The organism is Mycobacterium sp. P4_H6 (genome assembly GCF_056400845.1).
Map to the genome: position 1 here is coordinate 1 of NZ_JBFUKN010000002.1, position 22713 is coordinate 22713.

The window sequence follows — 22713 nt, forward strand, 5'->3', positions numbered from 1 at the left end:
AACCGGAGTTACGCAGCGCGCTGGCCAGCCCGCTCATGGTGAGCAGGATGCCCCGCTGCACCAGTTCGTCTTCGTCGCCGGACCGGAACCGGCGCAGCAGTTCGACCTGCAGGTGGTTCAGCGGCTCCAGGTAGGGGAACCGGTTAAACACCGACCGGGCCAGCGCGGGGTTGTCGGCGAGCAGATCGTCCTGCCCGGTGATCAGCCCGTGGATCCGCACGGTGCGCTCGTGTTCGGCGACGATCTTGTCGAAGACCCGGGCCCGCAGGTCCTCGTCGGCCACCAGCTCGGAGTACCGGGCGGCCAGGCCCAGATCGGATTTGGCCAGCACCTGAGCCATGTTCGACAGCACCGTCCGGAAGAACGGCCAGCGCTGGTAGAGATCGCGCAGGGTGTCGAGCCTGGCGTCGTCGCCGGCGATGTACTCCTCGAACGCGGTCCCGGTGCCGTACCAGCCGGGCAGCATCACCCGCGACTGGCTCCAGGCCAGTACCCAGGGGATCGCCCGCAGATCCGAGATGGCGGTGGTCGGTTTCCGCGAGGTCGGACGGCTGCCGATATTGAGCGCCCCGATCTCACTCACCGGCGTGGACTCCTTGAAGTACTCCACGAATCCCGGTGTCTCATGGACCAATTCGGAGTAGGCACGTTGCGCGCGGGCGGCCAGATCGTCGAGCACCGAGTAGGCGCTTTCGGCGAACTCCCCCAGCCCCTCGGTGTCGAGCAGGGTGGATTCCAGCGTCGCCGCCAACAGTGTCTCCAGGTTGCGGTGCGCGATCCTCGGCTCGGCGTACTTCGCGGCGATCACCTCGCCCTGCTCGGTGATCCGCAGCGACCCCTTCACCGCGCCGGGCGGTTGAGCCAGGATGGCGTCATAGCTGGGGCCGCCACCACGGCCGACCGTCCCCCCGCGACCGTGGAACAGCCGCAACCGGATTCCGGTCTTGCGCGCCGATTCGACGAGGTCCAGTTCGGCCCGGTACAGCGCCCAGTTCGCCGCCAGGTAGCCGCCGTCCTTGTTGGAATCGGAATAGCCCAGCATCACTTCCTGGTGACCGTTGCGCGCGGCGACCGCGGCCGCGTAGACCGGCACGTCCAGGGCGGATTCCAGGATCGAGGAGCCGCGCTGCAGATCGTCGATGGTCTCGAACAGCGGCACGATGCCCACGGGTGCGTAGGCCTGGTCGCCGGAGACGTCCAGCAGGCCGGCCTCCTTGAGCAGCACCGCCGCCTCCAGCATGTCCGAGACCGACTGGCACATCGAGATGATGTAGTTCGGCACCGCCTCGGCTCCGAACACCTGCACCGCACGGGCCGCCGCGCCGACGATGCCGAGTTCCTTGGCGGCCAGCTCGGACAGGTCGGCGCCCGGTCCGATCAGCGGACGGCGGGTGCCGATCTCGGCGGCCAGCAACGTCACCCGCTCATCCTCGGACAGTGCGGCGTAGTCGGGGTGCACGCCGGCCCAGGCCAGCAGTTCAGCGACGACCTGCTCGTGCACCTCGGAGTTCTGCCGCATGTCGAGCCCGGAAAGATGGAAGCCGAAGACCCGCACCGCTTCCCGCAGCCGGCCCAGTCGATCATCGGCGAGCACCGCGGAACCGTTGACGCGTAGCGATTCGTCGACGGCGTCGAGGTCGTCGAGCAGCTGGCCGGGCGAGTCGTAGGCGGGCAGTCCCAGATCGAGTCCGCGCTCGGGGCGACGGTCCAGGATCTGCCCGGCGGTGGCGGTGAGCCGGGCGTGGATGACCCGCAGCGCGCGGCGGTAGGGCTCATCGCTGCGGGCGGGCTCGGCGCAGGCATCGGCCAGCGCTTCCAGAGCCGGGCTGACCTGCACCAGCCGTGCCGACATCGACAGTTCCTCCTCCAGCGTGGTGATCTCGCTGAAGTAGTGGGTGAACGCGGTGAACGCGGCCCGCCCGGTGGCCAGCCGCACCACGTCGGCGTCGACGTTCGGGTTGCCGTCCCGGTCACCACCGATCCAGGATCCGGGCCGCAGGATCGGCGTGGCCAGCAGCTCCGTTCCCGGGAACCGTTCCTGCAGGGCGGTGCGCACCTCGGCGTTGACCCGTGGGATGACGTCGAGGAAGGCGGCCGGGTAATACCGCAGCCCGGTCTCGATCTCGTCGGAGATCTTCAGCCGCGACAGCCGCACCAGCGCGGTCTGCCACAACGTGAGGATGTGCCTGCGCAATTCGGTTTCGATATCGCGGCCGGTGTCGGTGCGGGTGTGCCCGTGCAGGCGCAGCCGCATCAGTTCGGTGATGTGGTGCTGGGTGTCGAACACCGTGCGGCGACGGGTCTCGGTCGGGTGCGCGGTGATCACCGGTGACACCAGTGCACCGGTCAGTGCGTCGGCGACCGCGGCCGCGTCGAGCTGGGCGTCATCGAGTTTGAGGTAGGTGGCGGCCAGGCTGCTGTCCTGCGGCGGTTCGCCGGCGGCCTCGTGTACCGCCCGGCGCCGTTCCCGGTGAATGTCCTCGGCCACGTTGGCCAGCAAGGCGAAATGGGTGAACGCGCGGATCACCGGGATGGCCTGGTGGACGTCGATATCGCGGAACAGCCCGGCCAGCTCGGCGCGGTCGATCTCGGAGCGCCGCACCCGGAAGGATTCCACCCGGGCCCGTTCCACCAGATCGAAGACGGTGTCGCCGTTCTGGTCGCGGACGGTGTCGCCGAGAATCGCACCGAGAAGTCGAATGTCCTCGCGCATGGGCTCGGTCGCCTCGCGACCACCAGTGGTGCGTTGCACCGAGCCGATCGGTTCCAGTGCGGTGTCGGTGCGGTCTGCCATCACTCAAGTATCGACGTGCGGGAACGGTACTGCAGAACGAGACGGTTCTACGCGTTGTACTTGATGCGCAATGCCATACCGACGATCGACACCAGCCAGATGCCGATGACGAAGAGCGTCAGGCGGTCCAGGTTCTTCTCCACGACGGTCGAACCGGACAGGCTGGACTGCACGCCACCACCGAAGAGCGTCGAGAGACCGCCGCCCTTGGCCCGGTGCAGCAGGACGAGCAGCACCACCAGGAGACTGGTGATGATCAGCACGATCTGCAGAGCGAGTTCCATGGCGGAGAGTTTACCGGGTGGGGTCAGCTGTTACGGGAGTGGCCCACCGGCGGCGATCGCGGACAGGGTGGCGAACTGCTCCCCGTCCAGCGAGGCGCCACCGACCAGCGCACCGTCCACGTCGGTCTGTCCCACGATCTCGCCCACGTTCTTGGCGTTGACCGACCCGCCGTAGAGCACCCGCACGCCGGCGGCGATCTCCTTGGACGACAGCGCGGCGAGTTCCGTGCGGATGGCCGCACACACTTCCTGCGCGTCCGCGGCGCTGGCCACCCGGCCGGTGCCGATCGCCCACACCGGCTCGTAGGCAATCACCACCTGGTTGATCTGCTCGGCGGACAGCCCGGCCAGCGAGGCACGCAACGAGTTGACGTTGAACTCCACGTGATCGCCGGCTTCACGCACCTCGAGCTGCTCACCGATGCACACGATCGGGGTGAGACCGTGCTTGAGCGCGGCGAGCGCCTTGGCGGCCACCACCGCGTCATCCTCGTGGTGGTAGGTGCGCCGCTCGGAGTGCCCGACGACGGCGAAGGTGACACCCAGCTTGGCCAGGAACGAGCCACTGATCTCACCGGTGTAGGCGCCGGAATCGTGCTGGGACACATCCTGCGCGCCGTAGGTCAGTCGCAGCTTGTCCCCGTCCACCAGGGTCTGCACGCTGCGCAGATCGGTGAACGGCGGGATGACGGTGACGTCGACCTTGTCGAAGTACTTGTCCGGCAAGGCGAATGCGATCTTCTGCACCAGCGCGATGGCCTCGAAATGATTGAGGTTCATCTTCCAGTTGCCGGCGATGAGCGGCTTACGTGCCATATTTCTGCGACTCCAGTACGTCTATTTCAGGACATCGATGCCGGGCAGGGTTTTGCCCTCGAGGTATTCCAGCGACGCGCCGCCGCCGGTCGAGATGTGCGAGAAGCCGTCGTCGGGCAGCCCGAGCTGGCGCACCGCAGCCGCCGAGTCGCCGCCGCCGACCACGCTGAACGCGCCCTTGCCGGTGGCACCGATGATCGCCTCGGCGACACCCTTGGTGCCGGCGGCGAAGTCCGGGAACTCGAACACGCCCATCGGGCCGTTCCAGAACACCGTCTTGGCGTTGGACAGCAGCGCGGCGAAACGCTTGACCGACTCCGGGCCGATGTCCAGGCCCATCTTGCCGTCCGGGATCTTGTCCGCAGCCACCGTCTCGTGCGGTGAATCGGCGGCGAATCCGTCGGCCACCTCGATGTCCACCGGCAGGTGGATCACGTCGCCGTAGGTCTCCAGCAGCTTCTTGCAGGTGTCGATCATCTCGACCTGGCACAGCGAATCGCCCACCGAAAGTCCTTGCGCGGCAAGGAAGGTGTAGCACATGCCGCCACCGATGACGATGCTGTCGGCCTTGGTCGCGAGGTTCTCGATGACCGCGAGCTTGTCGGACACCTTGGAGCCGCCGAGCACCACCGCGTAGGGCCGCTCGGTCGAGCTGGTCAGCTGCTCGAGCACCTTGACCTCGGTGGCCACCAGCGTGCCCGCGTAGTGCGGCAGCAGGGTGGCGACGTCGTATACCGAGGCCTGCTTGCGGTGCACCACGCCGAAACCGTCGGACACGAAGGCCCCCGGCGTTCCGTCGGCACCCTCGACGAGCCCGGCCAGCGCCTTGGCCAGCGCCAGGCGTTCGGCGTCGTCCTTGCTGGTCTCCCGGGCGTCGAACCGGATGTTTTCCAGCAGCAGCACGTCACCGTCGGTGAGGCCCTCGGCGCGCGCCAGTGCGTCGGTGCCCACCACGTCGCCGGCGAGCTGGACGTGGCGTCCCAGCTGCTCTCCCAGCGCCGCGGCCACCGGGGCGAGCGAGAACTTGGGGTCCGGCTCGCCCTTGGGGCGGCCGAGATGCGCGGTCACGACGACCTTGGCGCCGGCCTCGGCGAGCGCCTTCAGCGTCGGCACCGAGGCGATGATGCGGCCGGGGTCGGTGATGGCGCCGTCGTCGTCGAGGGGGACGTTCAGGTCGGAGCGCACGAGGACGCCCCGACCCCTGACCCCGTCGGGACCCTCGTTCAATAGATCGTCGAGAGTGGCGACCATGACTACAGCGACTTACCGACCAGCGCAACCAGATCCACGAGGCGGTTGGAGTAGCCCCACTCGTTGTCGTACCAGGAGACGACCTTGGCCTGGTTGTCGATGACCTTGGTCAGGCCCGAGTCGAACAGCGAGCTGTGCGGGTCGGTGACGATGTCGCTGGAGACGATCGGCGCGTCGTAGTACTTCAGGATGCCCTTGAGCTTGCCCTCGGCAGCGGCCTTCATGGCGGCGTTGATCTCGTCGGCGGTGGCCGACTTCCTCAGCTCGGCGGTGAGGTCGGTGACCGAACCCGTGGGGATCGGCACCCGCAGCGCGTAGCCGTCCAGCTTTCCCTTCAGCTCGGGCAGCACCAGGCCGATGGCCTTGGCCGCACCGGTGGAAGTGGGCACGATGTTGATGGCGGCGGCACGGGCGCGACGCAGGTCGCTGTGCGGGCCGTCCTGCAGGTTCTGATCCTGGGTGTAGGCGTGGATCGTGGTCATCAGGCCCTTGACGATGCCGAACTCGTCGTTGAGCACCTTGGCCAGCGGGCCGAGGCAGTTCGTGGTGCACGAGGCGTTGGAGATGATGTTCTGGCTGCCGTCGTACTTGTCGTCGTTGACGCCGAGCACGATGGTGATGTCCTCATCGCTGGCGGGCGCGGAGATGATGACCTTCTTGGCGCCGGCGTCCAGGTGACCCTGCGCCTTGTCGCGCTTGGTAAAGATGCCGGTGGACTCCACGACGATGTCGACGCCCAGGTCGCCCCAGGGCAGCGCCGCCGGGCCTTCCTTGACCTCAAGAGCCTTGATCTTGGTGTCGCCGACGACGATGGTGTCCTCACCCTCAAGGGAGACGTCGTAGGGCAGCCGGCCCAGGATCGAGTCGAACTTCAGCAGATGCGCCAGGGTGGCGTTGGAGGTCAGGTCGTTGACCGCGACGATCTCGATGTCGGTGTTCTTGCCCGCGGTCTTCTGCGCGTCGAGGGCGCGGAAGAAGTTGCGTCCGATGCGGCCGAAGCCGTTGACGCCTACCCGAATGGTCACAGTGTCTCTCCTAGATCGTCGAGGGAAATCGCGGTGAACTGCTCGCAGGCCAGCCTAGTAGTGCCGGTTCCTGCGCGTGCACGCTGGTCAGACGTACCGGTCACAGCACGTTCAGTCGTCCGCGTCGTGCAGGGCGAGTTGGTCGACATCACGTGGGTCGCGGCCGGTGAGATCGGCGATCAGCCCGGCATCGGAGAGGTCCATGGCCTCGGAGTGTTTCCAGTCATGATGGGCGACCTCGTTCAGCCGGGTGGTGATCTGGTGGTCGGTGACCTGGATGGCGAGCTCGCGGCGGTGGTCGAAGCTGCCCGGTGAGAAGTTGATCGAGCCGACGACGGCCCGCTCGTGATCGGCGAGAATCATCTTGGCGTGCAGCTTCATGTGCTTGAGGCGGTGGATCTTGATCCCGACGTCGTCGAGGATGCGCATACCGCTGACACCTTCGACCAGCTTGCCGTCCTTGAGGTGATGCGCCGCCCGGGCCATCACGTGCACCTTCACCCCGCGACGTTTCGCCCGGACCAGGCGTTCGATGATCACCGGGTCCTGGTAGCGCTCGTTCTGCAGGAACAGCGTGTGCTGGGCGCTGTCGATGAAATCGGCGATGCGATGCCTGCCGTTGGTCGGGCACCAGATCAGGTGCGCCCCGGCACCCGGGGCGAAATCCTCACGGGCCCAGTCCGCTTCGAAGCAGTCGATGATCTCGCTCACTTCGTAGGCGCTGGGTGTGACCACCGCGTAGTCGCGGGTGCGGGTGAAATTGTCATCGGTCCAGTTCAGCGATTCGACGAAGGCATGCTCGTCGTCGATCACCATCGACTTCTCGTGGGTGATGTCGAAGGCCGGGTTGCTGGTGCGGACATCGATGCCGAAACCCTGCAACATCTCGCGGGCGGCGTCGTTGTCGGCCTCCCCGTCGCGGCGTTCGGGGTTCAGCATCACCTTCACATTCACGCCCCGCCGGTGCGCGGCGACCACCGCGTCCAGCAGGGCCCGGTGACTGAAGGCGAACATCTTGACGCGCACCGACCGGGTGGCGCCGTGGATCGCATCGAGCACCGGCTTCGCCGAATCGTCGGGAAGAATGATCAGCGAACGTGTCACGGAGTGTCGTCCTCGTATTGGATGCGGTGCAGGTCGGCATACCTGCCACCCGCCGTCAGCAGCTGATTGTGCGTGCCCTCCTCGACCACACGCCCCTCCTCCAGCACGACGATCTTGTCGGAATCGCGAATCGTGCTGAGCCGGTGGGCAATCGTGATCACCGTACGGTCCCGCATCAATCGCTGCAGCGCGGACATGACCAGGTGCTCGGACTCCGCGTCCAGGGCCGCGGTCGGCTCGTCGAGAATCAGGATCGGACTGTCCCGGATGAGGGCACGGGCGATCCCGATGCGTTGACGCTGACCACCGGACAGGGTGAGACCGCGATCGCCGACCGCGCTGTCATAGCCCTGCGGCATCTCGGAGATGAACTCGTGTGCGTTGGCCAGCTTGGCCATCTCGACGATCTCGTCGTGATCGGCCTCGGGCCTGCCGAAGGCGATGTTGTCCCGGATGGTGCCGCGGAACAGCACCGTGTCCTGCAGCACGTAGGCGATCTGGCGGCGCAATTCATGGAGTTTGTAGTCGCGCACGTCGACCCCGTCGATGCGCACCGTGCCCACACTGGGGTCGTAGAACCGCGGAATCAGGCTGACCAGACTGGACTTTCCGCTGCCGGTGTGGCCGACCACGCCGACCAGCTGCCCCGGCTGCACCTCGAAAGTGACATCCCGCAACACCGGCGTCGCGCCGTCGTAGCTGAACGCCACCCGCTCGAAACCGATCGCGCCCCGGACATCGACGGGGTCCACCGCGTCGGGCTTCTCCTCGATGCCGGTCTCGGCGGTGAGCAGTGCGTTGACCCGGTCCACCCCGACCGAGGCCATCGCGATGGTGTTGGTGAGTTTGGCCAGATCCTGGACGGGTTTGAAGAACGAGGCCAGATAGGAGATGAAGACGGTGAGCGTGCCCGCGGTCATGGTGCCCGCGATGACGAGCGCCGATCCCCGCCACAACACCACCGCCGTGCACGCGGCGACGACCACGGCCACGATGGGCGATACGACCGATTTCACCCGCCGCGCGTTGAGAGCCGCGTCGACCGCCTGCTGTCCAGCGATCGCGAGTTGACGCTCCTGCAGATCCTCCCGGTCGAACGCCTTGACCACGCGGATGGACTGCAGGCCCTCCTCCGCGACCGCCACGATGTCGGATTCCCGTCTGCGTACTTCGTGGGTGGCCGCCTTGACCATCTTACGGATCCGCGACACGAACAACAGCAGCAGTGGCGCCACCGCGAGGGCGATGAGGGTGAAGTCCCACTGCAGCCACAGCATCAGCGACATCATTCCCACGATGGTCAGCAGATCGGTGGCGATACCCAGCGTCGAGGCCGACGCGAAATCCTGGATGGTGTCGACATCGTCGGTGAGTGTGCTCAGGATGGGCCCGACGCGGTGGGTGTCGAAATAGTTCAACGACAGCTGCTGCAGATGGTGGTACGCCCGGGTGCGCAGGTCGTTGCCGATGCGCTGGCCGACGGTCTCGGTCAGATAGGTCGCCACGTAGGTCGCCACCGCGGCGATGACGGCGATGATGAGGACCATGATCGCCGCCAGACCGGCGATGTGCATCCGGCCCTCACCGCCCAGCAGCGGCAGCAGGCGATGCAACCACTCGGGCAACGGGTGGTGGCCGATGACGCTGTCCAGCACGATCTTGAGCGGCCAGGGCGCGGCAAGGCCCATCGCGATCTGGACCAGGAGCACCGCGAAGATGCCGGCGACCAGCCACCGGTAGGGGCGGATCAGTTCAAGGATCAGTCTCATCGTGACCGTCGCCTCGTCTCGATCGGCTCCTAGGCGTCTTCGAGCAGGTCCGGGGTGACCGCCGACTCGGTGTCGGGGATACCGTCCTGCTTGGCCTTGCGGTCGGCCATCGACAGCAGTCGCCGAATGCGTCCTGCCACGGCATCTTTGGTCATCGGCGGTTCGGCCAGCCGGCCCAGCTCCTCCAGTGAGGCCTGCCGGTGCTCGACCCGCAACCGGCCGGCCTGCGCCAGATGGTCGGGGACGGTGTCGCCGAGAATGTTGAGGGCGCGTTCCACCCGGGCCGCGGCGGCCACCGCAGCGCGCGCCGAGCGCCGCAGGTTGGCGTCATCGAAGTTGGCCAGCCTGTTGGCGGTCGCCCGGACCTCGCGCCGCATCCGGCGTTCCTCCCAGGTGAGCCGGGTGTCCTGCGCACCCATCCGGGTCAGCAGTGCCCCGATCGCCTCGCCGTCGCGCACCACCACCCGGTCGCTGCCGCGCACCTCGCGCGCCTTGGCGCTGATCCCGAGCCGGCGGGCGGCACCGACCAGGGCCAGCGCGGCCTCGGGACCCGGGCAGCTGACCTCCAGTGCCGAGGAACGGCCGGGCTCGGTGAGCGAGCCGTGCGCCAAAAACGCGCCACGCCAAGCCGCTTCGGCGTCGTTGACACTGCCGCCGACCACCTGGGCGGGCAACCCGCGAACCGGGCGGCCCCGCAGGTCGAGCAGCCCGGTTTGCCGCGCCAGGGCTTCACCGTCTTTGGCGACCCGCACCACGTAGCGGGTGCTCTTGCGGATGCCACTGGCCGACAGCACGTGCACCACGGCGTTGTAGCCGTAGAGGTCGTGGATGTCCTTGCGCAGCCGGCGCGCGATGATGCCGAGGTCGACCTCGGCTTCGACCACCACCCGGCCGGCGACGATGTGCAGGCCGCCGGCGAACCGGAGCAGCGCGGACACCTCCGCGCGCCGCGCACTGACCGAGTTCACGACCAGACGGCTCAGCTCGTCCTTGACCTCGGCCGTCATCGCCACGACTCGTCCCCCCTTGGTCCGTTCATTGTCTGTTGTCCGTCCTGGTCCTGCTCACCGGGTGGGCCGGGCTCCCGGCCACGCACCCGTACCCCTTCCAGCGCTGCAGCCAGCATCGACGGGTCGTGTAACTGTGTACCAGGTCGGGATACCGCGGCAAACTCCACATTCGCGCCGAGCAGCGTGGCCGTGCGTGCCAGTTGTTCGCGCTCCCTGTCACTGGGCACCCGCGACGCGTCGATGATGATGTCGTCCACCTGGAAGCCGGGAGCATGCTGGGCCAGAACGTGAATGTGACGTTCGGCGGAGAAACCAGCGGTCTCCCCCGGCTCGGCCGCCAGATTGAGCACCAGTGCCCGTCGCGCGCCGGTCGCATTCAGTGCCGAGGCCAATCCGGGAACCAGCACATGCGGGATCACGCTGGTGAACCACGACCCGGGGCCCAGCACCACCAGATCGGCGGCCATGATCGCGTCGACGGCCTGCCGCGTCGCGGGCGGATCGCCCGGCAGCAGCCGTACCCGGCGGACCTGACCGACCGTGGTCGCCACCGCGACCTGACCGCGGATCACCCGGAACATCCGCGGATCGGATTCCAGCCCGGCCACGTCGGCTTCGATCTGCAGCGCCAGCGGGCACATCGGCAGCACCCGGCCCTTGAGGTCGAGGATGCGGCCCAGTTCGTCGAGCGCGGCGACCGGATCGGCGAGCACCTCGCTGAGACCGGCGAGCAGCAGATTGCCGATCGGGTGACCCGCCAGCGCGCCGCTGCCGCCGAAACGGTGCTGGATGATCGTCGCCCACAGACGGCCGTGCGGTGAGTCAGAGGCCAATGCGGCCAAGGCCATTCGCAGATCGCCGGGCGGCACGATGTCGAGTTCGCTGCGCAGCCGCCCGGAGGAACCACCATCGTCGGCGACGGTCACCACGGCGGTGACATGCGGGGTGAGCCGACGGGCCGCCGACAGCGTCGCGTACAGACCGTGGCCGCCGCCGAGCGCGACGACGCGCGTTGGACCCGCCGTCATTCGCGACCCAGATCCCGGTGCAGTGCCCGCACCGTCAGGTGGTCATCGGCCTCCAGCCGGCCGGCCAGCGCCTCGGCGATGGCGACGCTGCGGTGTTTGCCTCCGGTGCAGCCGATGGCCACCGTCATGTAGCGCTTGCCTTCCCGGCGGTATCCCTCGATCACCACCCCCAGCAGCCGATGATAGGTATCGAGGAACTCCGCGGCGCCGTCCTGACCGAGCACGTAGTCGCGCACGGCCGGATGCTGACCGGTGTGCGGGCGCAGCTCGTCGACCCAGTGCGGGTTGGGCAGGAACCGGACATCCATGACGGTGTCGGCGTCCATCGGCAGTCCGTATTTGTAGCCGAAGGATTCCACTGTCACGTTGGTGTGCGCGACCGCCTCGCTGCCGAAGGCACGTTCGATGCTCTCCCGCAGCGCGGGCACCGCCAGTGTCGTCGTATCGATGACCAGGTCGGCCACCGCGCGCACCGGGGCCAGCATGGCTCGTTCGGCGGTAATCCCTTCGGCCAGAGTTTGATTGCCCTGCAACGGATGGCTGCGGCGGTTCTGCTCGTACCGGCGCACCAGGATCTCGTCGGCGGCTTCCATGAACAGCACCCGTGGCCGGATACCGCGGGTGGCCAGTTCGTTGCGCACCGAATCCAGGTCGCCGGTGAATCCGCGGGACCGGACGTCCATCACCAGCGCCAGCTGGGTGATGCGGGAACCCGCGGCCAGACCGAGATCCACCATCCGCGCGATCAGCTCGGGCGGCAGGTTGTCGGCGACGTACCAGCCGAGGTCTTCGAGCACTTTGGCGGCGGTGCCGCGGCCGGCGCCCGACAATCCGGTGACCAGGACGACTTCGATCCCTGATTCCTCGCTCATTCGCTGGTCTGCCACTCCGATATCTGTTCTGAGTTCTGGTCGGCTTGTCGTTCGGTCTGTTCGTCTTCGGGTGGACCGTGTTGGGGTCGATCGTCTTCGGGTCGATCGTCTTCGGGTCGATCGTCTTCGGGTCGATCGTCTTCGGGTCGATCATTGTGCAAAAGCGGCTCGGGCGTGTCGGAATCGATGGGCGTGTCCATCTCATCACCCGCCGGGCCGGGCGTCGCCACCCCCAACGCTTCCAGCACCGCCTTCGCCGTCGCGACGCCGATTCCGGGCACCGTGGTGATCTCCTCGACGCTGGCTGCGCGCAAACGCGATACCGAACCGAAGTGCGTCACCAGCGCCTTGCGCCGGTGCTCCCCCAATCCTCGCACCGAATCCAGCGCCGAGGCGGTCATGCGCTTGGAGCGCTTGCTGCGGTGGAACGTGATGGCGAAGCGGTGAGCCTCGTCACGGATGCGCTGCAACAGGTAGAGCCCCTCGCTGGTGCGCGGGAAGATCACCGGGTCCGCCGACGGGCCGGGCACCCAGACCTCTTCCAGACGTTTGGCCAATCCGATCACCGCGACATCGGTGACCCCGAGGTCGCGCAGCACCGCGGCCGCGGCGTTCACCTGCGGTGCGCCGCCGTCGACGACGTAGAGGTTGGGTGGGTAGGCGAACCGGCGTGATTTGCCTTCGGCCACCATCGGCTGTTCGGCATCGGCGACGTGCCGGGCGAACCGGCGCCGGGTGACCTCGGCGATGGACGCCACATCATCGGACCGGCCTTCCCCGGCGGCCTCCCGGATGGCGTAGTGCCGGTAGTCCGATTTCCGCGGCAGACCGTCCTCGAAGACCACCAGCGAGGCCACCACATCGGTGCCCTGAACGTGGCTGATGTCGACACACTCGATCCGGAGCGGCGCATCGGCGAGCTCGAGCGTTGTCTGGATGCTCTGCAGCGCTTCGGATCTGGCGTTGAAGTCACCGGCCCGCTTGAGTTTGTGCTGCGCCAGCGCATCCTGGGCATTTCGCTGCACCGTCTCGGCCAGCGTCCGCTTGTCACCGCGTACCGGCACCCGCAGGTCCACCCGCGATCCCCGCAGTCCGCTCAGCCAGTCGGTGAGTTCCTCGGCGTTCTCCGGAAGCACCGGCACCAGGACCTGCTTGGGCACCGGGTTGGTGGCCTCGTCCTGTGGACCGCCGACGGCCCCGAGTTCGGCCTGATCGCCGTAGAACTGGGTGAGGAACTGCTCCACCAGGCGCGCCTCGCCCGAATCCCCCGGTTCTCCTGTCTTTTCGACCACCCAGCCGCGCTGCCCGCGTACCCGCCCGCCGCGCACGTGGAACACCTGGACCGCCGCCTCCAGGTCGTCGTCGGCGAAGGCCACCACATCGGCATCGGTGCCGTCACCGAACACCACGGTCTGCTTCTCCAGGGCACGTTTGAGCGCGCCGATGTCGTCGCGCAGCCGGGCCGCCCGCTCGAAGTCGAGTTCCTCGGCGGCGGCGTTCATCTGCCGCTCCATGTCGCGGACCAGCCGGTCGGTCTTGCCCGCCAGGAAATCGCAGAAGTCCAGCACGATCTGCCGGTGCTGTTCGGCACTGACCCGTCCGATACAGGGCGCCGAGCACTTGTCGATGTACCCGAGCAGGCACGGCCGGTCGATCTGCTTGTGCCGCTTGAAGACTCCGGCCGAGCAGGTGCGCGCCGGGAACACCCGGGTCAGCAGATCCAGGGTCTCCCGGATGGCCCACGCATGCGAGTAGGGCCCGAAGTAGCGCACCCCTTTGCGCCGCGGCCCGCGATAGACGAACAGCCGCGGGTATTCCTCGTTCAGCGTCACCGCCAGCACCGGGTAGGACTTGTCGTCGCGGTACCGGATGTTGAACCGCGGGTCGAACTCCTTGATCCAGTTGTATTCCAGCTGCAGGGCCTCGACCTCGGTGGACACCACGGTCCACTCGACGCTGCCCGCCGTCATCACCATCTGCCGGGTCCGCGGCGCCAGGCCGGAGATGTCCGCGAAATAGGAGTTGAGGCGGCTGCGCAGGCTCTTGGCCTTGCCGACGTAGATCACCCGGCCGTGCGGATCACGGAACCGGTAGACACCGGGTTCGACGGGAATCGAACCCGGCGCGGGCCGGTAGGTCGCTGGATCGGGCACGGGTCCAGGTTAGAGCGTGTCTACGACGTCGATATACCCGCAGTACACGGCGCCTTTTTCTTCGAAGTTCCGGAAAAGGTCGTAACTTGCCGCCCCCGGGGACAGCAGCACCACGTCGACGCCGGGGACCGCTGCGGCCACCCGGACGGCGTCCTGCAGGCTGTCCACCGGATGGGTGCGGTCGGGGTGCGCGGCGGCGAAGCCGGTGCCGATGCGGGCGCCATTGGTCGGACCCTGGATGAGGGTGACCCGGCGCTGCCCGCTGCACAGGTAGGTGTCGAGTTGCCGGTAGTCCAGTGCCCGGTCCATGCCGCCCACGATCAGTGCGATCTCCTCATCGGATCGCATGGCGGTCAGCGCGGCCACCACGGCCTCCCCGGTGGTCGCCAGCGTGTCGTCGATCCAGCGGATACCCCCGGTGCGCCGCACGGTCTGCAGCCGATGTGGCAGACCGCTGAACGAGGCGGCCGCGGCATCCACCTCGGCCGCGGTCACCGCGCGCCCCAGCACCTGCTCGGCCGCCAGCGCCGCCAGTGCGGCATTGACGGTGTTGTGCGCGTAGGACAGCACCGAGTCCCCCGCCGGTGTTCTGACCGTGGCCGGGTCCAGTTCGCGCAGCGGGGGAAACTCCGAGATCCCGATCCGCCGAAGCGATTCGACGACACCGGGTGTCGTGACGAGGCAGCGCGTTGCAGCACCGAACACGTGGGATTTGGCCTCGTAGTAGGACGCGATGTCGCCGTGGAAGTCGAGGTGATCCTGGAACAGGTTGGTGATCACCGCCACTGCGGGCGGCGTGTGCAACAACGCGCACTGCTGACTCGACAGTTCGGCCACCACCCWTTCGTCCCCGGCCGGGTCCAGATCCGACAGCGGAGTGCCGATATTGCCCGCGGCCACCGCGGGCACGCCCAGCCCGGCCAGCAGATGCGCGAGGAAGGCTGCGGTGGTGCTCTTGCCCTTGGTGCCGGTGATCCCCACGGTGTGGGCGCCGTGGCGGGCCATGAACCAGTCGGCGGCGTTGGACACCGCTTGGCCGGCGTCACGCATCTGCGCGAACACCGGATGCCGCCAGGGCACACCGGGACTGACGAAGACGATATCGGTGTCGCGCAACTGTTCGGGGGCGTCGGGTCCATGACTGACCGTCAGATTGGGCAGGTCGGGGGCGTCGGTGGTGGCGCGATCATCGACCGCGATGATGCGGGCGGCCCCCTGTGCGGCGGCGGTGCGGGCCATCGAGAGCCCCTCCTTGCCGAGCCCCCAGATACCGATGACCCGGCCTGCCAGCTCAGTCATCGAGCAGGTTCGCATAGCGTTCGGGCACATGGTGTTCGGCCGGTGAGGGATCCGGATTGACCGCCACCACCGCCAATTGCGCACGCTGCCCGGCGAATTCGTCGACCAACTCCAGACCCTGCCACTGCGGGTCGTCGATCACCGCGAGCATGGACTCGGCGGCCTCGTAGTACTCCCCCACGCATTCGAACGGCTTGTGCACACCGACGCCGAGGATGTCGGCGATACCGTCGCGGTTCCCGGTGTCGGCGAACAGGTTGCGGCCGAAGATCTTTTCCAGCGTGGGCCGGCCCAGTCGCGGCGCCAGCAGCACGAAGACGAACTGGCATTTCGGGCAGTGCCCACACCACGAGCTGGCGCGCCGGCTGGGATCGAGCGCGAACAGCCGGTTACAACTGGTGAACACACCGAAGTACTCGGGGCTGGTGGCGAACCGGTCGGCGATCTGCGATTCCGACAGCCCGCGCAGCAGCGAGAAGTAGCGGTCCGGGTTGAAGCCGTGGCGCGCCAGGGTGTCCCGTAGCAGCGTCTCGTAGGCCAGACTCTTGGACCACTGGTGGTTGATGTCGCGGCCGAGCCACTCGACGTTGCCGACGTTGGAGGACCGCTCATTGGACAGCACCACCGGCCCGAACCCGTTGGCGTCGGCAACGATCAACCCGATCACGCTGTTGATCGCGGTCACCGGCACATGCCCGTTGTAGGCGCCCTCGGCGTTGGCCTGGATGAGGCGGCGGTCGATGCTGCGCCGGACGTGCACACTGTTCAGGCCGCTGACCTCGATGCACCGGTCGATGGGGTCATACCGGTTGACGCTGAACAACATCGGCGCAACACCGTGCCGCCGGAACGCCTCGATGCTGACCACCGAATCCTTGCCGCCGCCGACGGGGACCAGCGGGGTCGCCGCCGGATCCCAGTCGTCACCGGGTCGAGGCCCGTCGGTCGCGGCCGGGCCGTCGATCTCGGGTGTCAGCGCACCGGGCAACTGGTTGGTGTAGGCGAACTCACCGAGCCCGCCCTCGATGAGCGCGTTCAGGTAGCGTTTCTCGAAATCGTGTGTGGGGAAAGCGATCTCGATCCGGGGCGGGGCGGCCGCCTTGTAGTAGCTCAGCGAGCAGGTGAGCGTCAGCAGCCGGGACAGCAACGGGTCCGGCGCCGCGCCGGCCAGGCTGTCACCGAAATCGATCACCTCGGTGAAGCCGACCGGATCCGGCCCGCGCAGCGTGTAGTGCAGTTCGAGCCGGCCGTCGACCCAGTCGTGGCCGTCGATCACCAAGGCGTCGAAGGATTCCGGACGGAAGGACTCACTCATGTCGGTGCCACCTCGAGACGACGGGCGCCGATGGCGCTGACGGGATGGGTCTCGAAACGCGGTGACACCCACCATGCGTGCGTGGTGCCGGACATCGGGACGGGCTCATCGGAGTACCGCACGCCGTCCAGCAGACCGGCGGCCCGCAACAAATCCAGTCTGTCGGCACCGATGCCGACGGCACGTTCGGCCGTGCCCAGGATCAACGCGCCCAGCCGCGGACGGTGCACCAGCTCCCCGTCGGTGCCAACCTCGTCGGCGTAACCGCCGGCAGCCAGCTCGCGTTCGGCGAGGTCGGACTCGGCCCGGCTGGCGGTGCGCGCGGCCATCCGACGCCAGTGTGGCACCGGCCCGGCCTCCCGGTTCGAGGTGACGGTCAGCGCCACCGGCGCGGACCGTACCGGGTCGATCACCGACGCCGACACCACGAAGCGGGCCCGCCCGTCGAGGTCGACGACCATCACCCGCGCTGCCAGGGTTACCTGGCCGTGCCGGACGGTGGCCTCGTCGAGGAAGCCCGCCACGGTGTCGCGCAGTGCGGTGGCCGGTGGGATGTCGTGGCCGAAGAAGCGGGCCGCCTCGTCCAGGCGCGCCCAGATGAGGTCGCTATCGGGTGTGCGGCCGCTGACCAGCGGCACCGTGAGCGCCGGATGGGTGCCCAGAGCCGCAACCAGGGCGGGTGCTGAGACGAGTGGCGCGTCGCTTTCGGCGATGCCGCCGGCCGACGTCGACACGAATTCCAAGGTACTCATCGACTTGCCGATCCTACCGCAGCCAGCAGCGGCGATACTGGTGCGATGGGGATGGCGCAGGCGCGGATCGCGCGGCTGACCGAGACGGACTGGCGGGCCTTCGCGGGAGTCCGGCTGCGTGCCCTCACCGATTCGCTGGGCGCCGAGGACCCGCAGTACCGGCACGAGTCGACCTTCACCGCCGCGCAGTGGCGCCGCAGGCTGCGCGCGCACGCCCAGTTCGCCGCCGTCGTGGACAACCGGCCGGTGGGCCTGATCGGCGCCCAACGCCAGAGCCCGGAGTCGGTGTATCTGTACTCGCTGTGGCTGGATCCCGCGGCGCGCGGGCGCGGGCTGGGCCGCACGCTGGTCGCCGAGGCGGTGGACTGGGCCCGCAGCCAGCGGGTGCAGTGGGTGACGCTGCGCGTGCACGCCGCCAACGAGGCGGCGCGCGCCATCTATGACGGCCTGGGTTTCACCGTCAGCGCGGCCGACACTGCCGGCACCGCCGGTGAAATCACGATGATGCTGAATGTGAATTGAGGTCGGGGCGGTAGTGATCCATCAGCGATCGCAGCCGGTCCATCGCCTGTACCGCGCGATCCTTGTCGACCGCCTGGATCGCCATGATCGCGGTGTACTCGTCATCGGGCAGGTCGACTCTGGCCCACCGCGCGCCCACCGGGAAGGACACGTCGACCACGTCGGACCACGGGATCAGCTTGTAGGCCAGCGCATTCCGCACCGCGATACCCGCGGCGCCGGCACGCAGCCGGGGCCTGGCGAGCAACAGTGTCACGCTGGCGATGGTGATCCCGACGAGGGCGATGCCGACCTGGTCCGCGGTGCGGAAGATCACGCCGCTGGAACCGACCTTCAGCAGGAACCCGACACCGATGTGGGCGGCCGCGATCAGGAAGGCCGCCGCGTAGACGAAGTACGGGGTCAGGTGCGGCCGGACCTCCAGCTCCCATTCGACATTCCGCGGGTCGCTCTGCTCCCGCCCGCCGGCGTCTCGGCTCATGACGCCAGGTCGCGCAGGACCAATGCCGTGGACAGTGCCGCGGCAGCTGCCTGAGCGCCCTTGTCCTCACTGGAGTTCGGCAGTCCCGCCCTGGCCAGCGCCTGCTGCTCGGTATTGGTGGTCAGCACGCCGTTGGCCACCGGCGTCGCGAGATCCAGCGACACCCGGGTCAGCCCCTGGGTGACGGCGTCACACACGTAGTCGAAATGCGGTGTCTCACCGCGGATCACCACACCGAGTGCCACCACCGCGTCGTACTTGCGCGCCAGCGCCTGCGCGACGACCGGGATCTCGATGGCGCCGTGCACCCGCACCACCGCGGGATCGGTCACGCCCAGCTGTTTGGCGGCGCGCAGCGCACCGTCGAGCAGGGCATCGCAGATGCGGGCATGCCAGGTGCTCACCACGATCCCCAGCGACACCGAGGAGGCGTCGATATCCGGCAGATCCGGGATCGCTCCGTCGTGGCCGCTCACAGCGCGCCCCCCACTTCACCGGACGGCGAGACCTCGTCGTAGTCCTCCAGGCCCACCAGGTCGTGGCCCATCCGGTCACGCTTGGTCATCAGGTAGCGGATGTTCTCGGCGTTGGCACGCACCGGCAGCGGAACCCGCTCGGTGATGTGCAGGCCGTAGCCGTCCAGCCCGACCCGCTTGGCGGGGTTGTTGGTCAGCAGCCGCATGGATCGCACACCGAGGTCGACCAGGATCTGCGCCCCGATGCCGTAGTCGCGCGAATCCGCGGGCAGGCCCAGTTCCAGGTTGGCGTCCACGGTGTCCGCGCCCGCATCCTGCAGCTGGTAGGCCTGCAGTTTGTGCAGCAGGCCGATCCCCCGGCCCTCGTGGCCGCGCATGTACAGCACGATGCCGCGGCCCTCCTGGGCCACCATGGCCATCGCGGCGTCCAGCTGTGGACCGCAGTCGCAGCGGCGTGAGCCGAACACATCGCCGGTCAGGCATTCGGAGTGCACCCGCACCAGCACGTCGTGGCCGTCGAACTCCGGGCCGGAGATGTCGCCGCGCACCAGCGCGACGTGCTCGACGTCCTCGTAGATCGAGGTGTAGCCGACCGCCCGGAACTCGCCGTGCCGGGTCGGGATGCGGGCCTCGGCGATGCGCTCGATGTGCTTCTCGTGCTWGCGGCGCCACTCGATGAGATCGGCGATGGAGATGAGCGCCAGATTGTGGTCGTCGGCGAAGACCCGCAGCTCATCGGTCTGCGCCATGGCGCCTTCGTCCTTCTGGCTGACGATCTCGCAGATGGCGCCGGCCGGCTGCAGTCCGGCGAGGCGGGCCAGGTCGACCGCGGCTTCTGTGTGTCCGGGGCGGCGGAGCACGCCGCCGTCCTTGGCGCGCAGCGGGACCACATGGCCGGGCTTGGTGAAGTCCTCGGCGACGGCCGCCGGGTCGGCGAGCGCACGCATGGTGGTGGCGCGGTCCGAGGCCGAGATGCCGGTGCCGACGCCCTTCTTGGCGTCGACGGTCACCGTATAGGCGGTGCCGTGTTTGTCCTGGTTCACCGCGTACATCGGCAGCAGGCCGAGCCGGTCGCAGACGGCCCCGTCCAGCGGCACGCACAGATAACCCGAGGTGTAGCGGACCATGAAGGCGACCAGCTCAGGGGTGGCCTTCTCGGCCGCGAAGATCAGATCGCCCTCGTTCTCGCGGTCCTCGTCGTCGATGACCACGACTGCCTTGCCCGCCGCGATGTCGGCCACCGCCCGTTCGACGGAATCCAGCCTTGTCATCTTGTGCCACCTTCATCAGATTCGTGAGCGTCGACCTGTGCGCACGCGCGGGTAGGCCGGTTACATCAGTATGAACCACGGGCCCTCAACAGTTATTGCCCGCCGGTCCCGGAGGGGACCAGCGGGCAATGAGCCGGGTATTCGGTGCGACCTAGAACACGTATTCCGCGGTCACCGAGGCGGGAGTCCCGTCCGACTTCAGGTGACCGTCATAGAAGGTGATGGTGAACGCCTCGGCGGGATACCAGGTGCCCGCCCGCGGCGACGTCGATTCGTAGTGCACGGTGAACGCGCCCACCCGGTTGCGGCCCACCGACACCACACCGGTGGGGTTGCGCTGGGTGATGCTGAAGGTGATGTCGTCACCGTCGACGTCGACGACGCTGGTGGTCCAGTCGCCGGTCCCCAGGCCCCGGACGCGACCACTGCCCCCGACCGTGCCCTGCGTCGGGGTGTTGTTGTACGGGTGCAGCGGCACTGCCACCAGCACCGGGGTGCGCCGGCCGTCGGGGTGCTCGGCGAGCACGGAGAAGGTGTCCACCTTGTCTGCGGCCAGCGCGTCGACCGCGGCGGCGGCGTGGCCCACCCCGAGGTTCTGCGCGCTGGAGTAGGTGAAGGTGCCGTCCTCGGCGATCTTGGCAGAACTGCCCTTGATCGACAGCACGGTGCCGCTGGTGAAGCGTGCGGCACCGGTTGCGGTGATCCTGCCCCTGGTCGTCTGATTGCCCAGCCCGTCGATCGCGGACTCGCTGATCTGGACCGTGGCGGTCACCGGTGCGGTGCTCGCCAACGGCGGGGACACCGTGACGGTGGCCACCGTCACCGACCGGCCGTAGTCATCGGTGCCGGTGATCGTGAAGCTGTCGGCAGCGGTGATGCCATGTCCCAGGCCGGGGGTGCGGGTGTAGACGTAATTGCCGTTGCGGTCCACCTGGACGGTGCCCTTGCGGGGGCCGCTGCCCACGCCGAACGACAACGGACCGTCCTCGCTGACTGCCAGCCTGCCGCATTGGACATCGGGGGCGGTGCTGACGGTTTCCACGCCGATGGTCAAGTGCGCCAATGGATTCACGGTGACATCGGCGGACCCGCCGAGGGTGTTGGTCACCGTCACCGTGAATGTGTCGGTGTCCAGACCCGGGATCTCGGCTCGCGAGAGCGTCGGGACGAAGACGAATCGGCCGGTCGTCGGATCCAGTTGGACCAGCCCGCCCTTGCGCGAATATGCCGATTCCTCGGTGGAGCCGACCGGATTGGCGGCGTTCGCCAGGCTGTAGACGAGCGTGCCGCCGTCGCGGGCAGAACCCTGAATATGCCCGCAGACAACACCATTGGCGTCCGGCAATTGCAGGATGGGAGCACCGACCGGCGGCATGTCGGCGGCCAGGATCTCCGCCGTCACCGGCACCGCGGTCGACCCGCCGTACAGGTCGGTGACGGTGACCGTGAAGGTGTCCACCCTGTCGTCCAGATCGGCACTCGAGGCGGCCAGCATCCGCGCCTGATCCGACGGCGTGTAGCTGAACCGACCGGACAACGCGCCGACCGAGACCAGACCACCCTTGGCCGTGGTGAACAGCACCGGTCCGTAGCTCAACGCCCCGGTGTTGCGGCTGATCACCGCGCCGGCCACCGTACCGGTCGGCCGACTGGGGTCACCGACCTCCGCGAAGGCCGTCGGCGGGGTGTCCGCGTGCACCACCATGTCCACCACGTGTGCAGTGGTGGAAAACGCTGTGGGTGCCTCGACGTGGCTACCGGTCTCGGGTCCGAGGTTCACCGCCATCGACGAGCCGAAGCTGCCGCGGTGAATATCATCGATGGTGATGGCGCACATCTCCTTCTATCAGCTGAATTCGGCTCAGTAGGTGTAGGTCTGGTCGGCGTGGAACCCGTGCGCGTCCGTCACCCGCAACACCACGCTGCCGGCCGGGCCCTTGGTGAAATAACTGCCGTCGGAAGACGTGAACGTCAGGGTGTGGCCACCGGCCGGTCCGACGCTGAGTACGGAGGTGCCACCCGATGTCGACACGATGTCCAGGGATCCGCTGCCGATGGTGATCGATTCCCACTGCACCTCTTTGGCACCGAGGATGGTGTTGGTCTTCACACCAACACTCGGCTTCACCGCACCGAGGACGTTCTCGGCCAGGATGTCGACCACGACGTGCGCCTCGGCCCGGGTGCCGTAGGCGTCGACGACGTCGACGGTGAACGTATCGACCGTGTCCCCGTAATTCGTACTTGTGCGGGAGACTTCCCGGGCCGACACCGACGGGCTGTAGGTGAAGTGCCCGGTCCGGGGGTGCACCGTGACGAGGCCACCCTTGGCGGTGGTGGACCGCTCCGGCCCGAAGCGCAGCGCCCGGTCGCCCTGCTCGACGATCTGAACCGAGCCGTGCACCAGACCGGTCTGCCGGTCCGGACCGGCGAGATCGACCCAAGGCTCCACCGGGGGTGCGCTGCGCGACAGACCGTCGATCGTCATGAT

The 22713-nt window shown here is 68.0% G+C and carries 20 protein-coding genes; 1 reads left to right on the plus strand and 19 read right to left on the minus strand.

From position 1 onward, the window contains the following. The 14 genes from ppc to AC1DTF_RS01035 form a co-directional block, all read right to left on the minus strand. Positions 1-2794, minus strand: a 2794-nt coding sequence (gene ppc / locus AC1DTF_RS00970; RefSeq protein WP_477472690.1) for a phosphoenolpyruvate carboxylase, incomplete at its 3' end; no start/stop codon positions are given. A 47-nt stretch (positions 2795-2841) separates the two neighbouring features. Beyond that, the gene (secG, locus tag AC1DTF_RS00975) at positions 2842-3078 is read right to left on the minus strand and encodes a preprotein translocase subunit SecG (protein WP_057165086.1); all 237 of its coding nucleotides are present in this window, start codon (positions 3076-3078) and stop codon (positions 2842-2844) included. Positions 3079-3108: 30 nt separating this feature from the next. Then, positions 3109-3894, minus strand: coding sequence for a triose-phosphate isomerase (tpiA, locus tag AC1DTF_RS00980; protein ID WP_477472691.1), 786 nt, complete (start codon positions 3892-3894; stop codon positions 3109-3111). 21 nt (positions 3895-3915) lie between these two features. Beyond that, positions 3916-5145: a phosphoglycerate kinase gene (locus tag AC1DTF_RS00985; RefSeq protein WP_477472692.1), complete on the minus strand. Its 1230-nt coding sequence runs from the start codon at positions 5143-5145 to the stop codon at positions 3916-3918. Positions 5146-5147: 2 nt separating this feature from the next. Further along, positions 5148-6170, minus strand: coding sequence for a type I glyceraldehyde-3-phosphate dehydrogenase (gap, locus tag AC1DTF_RS00990; protein WP_477472693.1), 1023 nt, complete (start codon positions 6168-6170; stop codon positions 5148-5150). 111 nt (positions 6171-6281) lie between these two features. After that, positions 6282-7274: a phospholipase D-like domain-containing protein gene (locus AC1DTF_RS00995; protein WP_477472694.1), complete on the minus strand. Its 993-nt coding sequence runs from the start codon at positions 7272-7274 to the stop codon at positions 6282-6284. Further along, complete coding sequence (locus AC1DTF_RS01000) at positions 7271-9043, minus strand: ABC transporter ATP-binding protein (RefSeq protein ID WP_477472695.1); 1773 nt, start codon at positions 9041-9043, stop codon at positions 7271-7273. The genes AC1DTF_RS00995 and AC1DTF_RS01000 overlap by 4 nt, the downstream gene beginning before the upstream one ends. A 29-nt stretch (positions 9044-9072) precedes the next feature. Then, complete coding sequence (gene whiA / locus AC1DTF_RS01005; RefSeq protein WP_082613957.1) at positions 9073-10050, minus strand: DNA-binding protein WhiA; 978 nt, start codon at positions 10048-10050, stop codon at positions 9073-9075. Further along, complete coding sequence (gene yvcK, locus AC1DTF_RS01010; RefSeq protein ID WP_057165079.1) at positions 10047-11081, minus strand: uridine diphosphate-N-acetylglucosamine-binding protein YvcK; 1035 nt, start codon at positions 11079-11081, stop codon at positions 10047-10049. Before yvcK ends, whiA begins: the two co-directional genes overlap by 4 nt. Beyond that, entirely contained in the window at positions 11078-11953 is an 876-nt protein-coding gene (gene rapZ, locus AC1DTF_RS01015) for an RNase adapter RapZ (protein ID WP_057165078.1), read from the minus strand. The genes yvcK and rapZ overlap by 4 nt, the downstream gene beginning before the upstream one ends. Further along, positions 11950-14106, minus strand: coding sequence for an excinuclease ABC subunit UvrC (gene uvrC / locus AC1DTF_RS01020; protein ID WP_477472696.1), 2157 nt, complete (start codon positions 14104-14106; stop codon positions 11950-11952). The genes rapZ and uvrC overlap by 4 nt, the downstream gene beginning before the upstream one ends. A 9-nt stretch (positions 14107-14115) precedes the next feature. Further along, the gene (locus AC1DTF_RS01025) at positions 14116-15405 is read right to left on the minus strand and encodes a Mur ligase family protein (RefSeq protein WP_477472697.1); all 1290 of its coding nucleotides are present in this window, start codon (positions 15403-15405) and stop codon (positions 14116-14118) included. Then, positions 15398-16720: a MurL-like N-terminal domain-containing gene (locus AC1DTF_RS01030; RefSeq protein ID WP_477472698.1), complete on the minus strand. Its 1323-nt coding sequence runs from the start codon at positions 16718-16720 to the stop codon at positions 15398-15400. The genes AC1DTF_RS01025 and AC1DTF_RS01030 overlap by 8 nt, the downstream gene beginning before the upstream one ends. Next, positions 16717-17472, minus strand: coding sequence for a hypothetical protein (locus tag AC1DTF_RS01035; RefSeq protein WP_057165074.1), 756 nt, complete (start codon positions 17470-17472; stop codon positions 16717-16719). The genes AC1DTF_RS01030 and AC1DTF_RS01035 overlap by 4 nt, the downstream gene beginning before the upstream one ends. A gap of 51 nt (positions 17473-17523) precedes the next feature. Between AC1DTF_RS01035 and AC1DTF_RS01040 the strand changes: the two genes are divergently transcribed. After that, the gene (locus AC1DTF_RS01040) at positions 17524-17994 is read left to right on the plus strand and encodes a GNAT family N-acetyltransferase (RefSeq protein WP_057165551.1); all 471 of its coding nucleotides are present in this window, start codon (positions 17524-17526) and stop codon (positions 17992-17994) included. Here the strand turns inward: AC1DTF_RS01040 and AC1DTF_RS01045 are convergent. From AC1DTF_RS01045 to AC1DTF_RS01065, 5 genes are all read right to left on the minus strand, one after another. Next, positions 17969-18475, minus strand: a complete 507-nt coding sequence (locus AC1DTF_RS01045) for a PH domain-containing protein (RefSeq protein ID WP_057165073.1) — start codon at positions 18473-18475, stop codon at positions 17969-17971. The two genes, AC1DTF_RS01040 and AC1DTF_RS01045, sit on opposite strands and share 26 nt — an antisense overlap. Then, positions 18472-18930, minus strand: a complete 459-nt coding sequence (gene ribH / locus AC1DTF_RS01050) for a 6,7-dimethyl-8-ribityllumazine synthase (protein ID WP_442928659.1) — start codon at positions 18928-18930, stop codon at positions 18472-18474. Before ribH ends, AC1DTF_RS01045 begins: the two co-directional genes overlap by 4 nt. A gap of 17 nt (positions 18931-18947) precedes the next feature. Beyond that, on the minus strand, positions 18948-20222 hold the full coding sequence (locus AC1DTF_RS01055) for a bifunctional 3,4-dihydroxy-2-butanone-4-phosphate synthase/GTP cyclohydrolase II (RefSeq protein ID WP_477472699.1): 1275 nt from the start codon (positions 20220-20222) through the stop codon (positions 18948-18950). Positions 20223-20373: 151 nt separating this feature from the next. Then, entirely contained in the window at positions 20374-22059 is a 1686-nt protein-coding gene (locus AC1DTF_RS01060) for a hypothetical protein (RefSeq protein WP_477472700.1), read from the minus strand. A 24-nt stretch (positions 22060-22083) separates the two neighbouring features. Then, complete coding sequence (locus AC1DTF_RS01065) at positions 22084-22710, minus strand: hypothetical protein (protein ID WP_057165069.1); 627 nt, start codon at positions 22708-22710, stop codon at positions 22084-22086. Positions 22711-22713 lie beyond the last annotated feature (3 nt).

Excerpts from the sequence above, each read along its gene's own strand:
- AC1DTF_RS01000 (WP_477472695.1), bottom strand. The coding sequence starts at position 9,043 with ATGAGACTGATCCTTGAACTGATCCGCCCCTACCGGTGGCTGGTCGCC.
- secG (WP_057165086.1), bottom strand. The coding sequence starts at position 3,078 with ATGGAACTCGCTCTGCAGATCGTGCTGATCATCACCAGTCTCCTGGTG.
- AC1DTF_RS01065 (WP_057165069.1), bottom strand. The coding sequence starts at position 22,710 with ATGACGATCGACGGTCTGTCGCGCAGCGCACCCCCGGTGGAGCCTTGG.
- whiA (WP_082613957.1), bottom strand. The coding sequence starts at position 10,050 with ATGACGGCCGAGGTCAAGGACGAGCTGAGCCGTCTGGTCGTGAACTCG.
- AC1DTF_RS01030 (WP_477472698.1), bottom strand. The coding sequence starts at position 16,720 with ATGAGTGAGTCCTTCCGTCCGGAATCCTTCGACGCCTTGGTGATCGAC.
- AC1DTF_RS01060 (WP_477472700.1), bottom strand. The coding sequence starts at position 22,059 with ATGTGCGCCATCACCATCGATGATATTCACCGCGGCAGCTTCGGCTCG.
- AC1DTF_RS01035 (WP_057165074.1), bottom strand. The coding sequence starts at position 17,472 with ATGAGTACCTTGGAATTCGTGTCGACGTCGGCCGGCGGCATCGCCGAA.
- tpiA (WP_477472691.1), bottom strand. The coding sequence starts at position 3,894 with ATGGCACGTAAGCCGCTCATCGCCGGCAACTGGAAGATGAACCTCAAT.
- AC1DTF_RS01040 (WP_057165551.1), top strand. The coding sequence starts at position 17,524 with ATGGCGCAGGCGCGGATCGCGCGGCTGACCGAGACGGACTGGCGGGCC.
- AC1DTF_RS00985 (WP_477472692.1), bottom strand. The coding sequence starts at position 5,145 with ATGGTCGCCACTCTCGACGATCTATTGAACGAGGGTCCCGACGGGGTC.
- yvcK (WP_057165079.1), bottom strand. The coding sequence starts at position 11,081 with ATGACGGCGGGTCCAACGCGCGTCGTCGCGCTCGGCGGCGGCCACGGT.
- AC1DTF_RS01045 (WP_057165073.1), bottom strand. The coding sequence starts at position 18,475 with ATGAGCCGAGACGCCGGCGGGCGGGAGCAGAGCGACCCGCGGAATGTC.
- rapZ (WP_057165078.1), bottom strand. The coding sequence starts at position 11,953 with ATGAGCGAGGAATCAGGGATCGAAGTCGTCCTGGTCACCGGATTGTCG.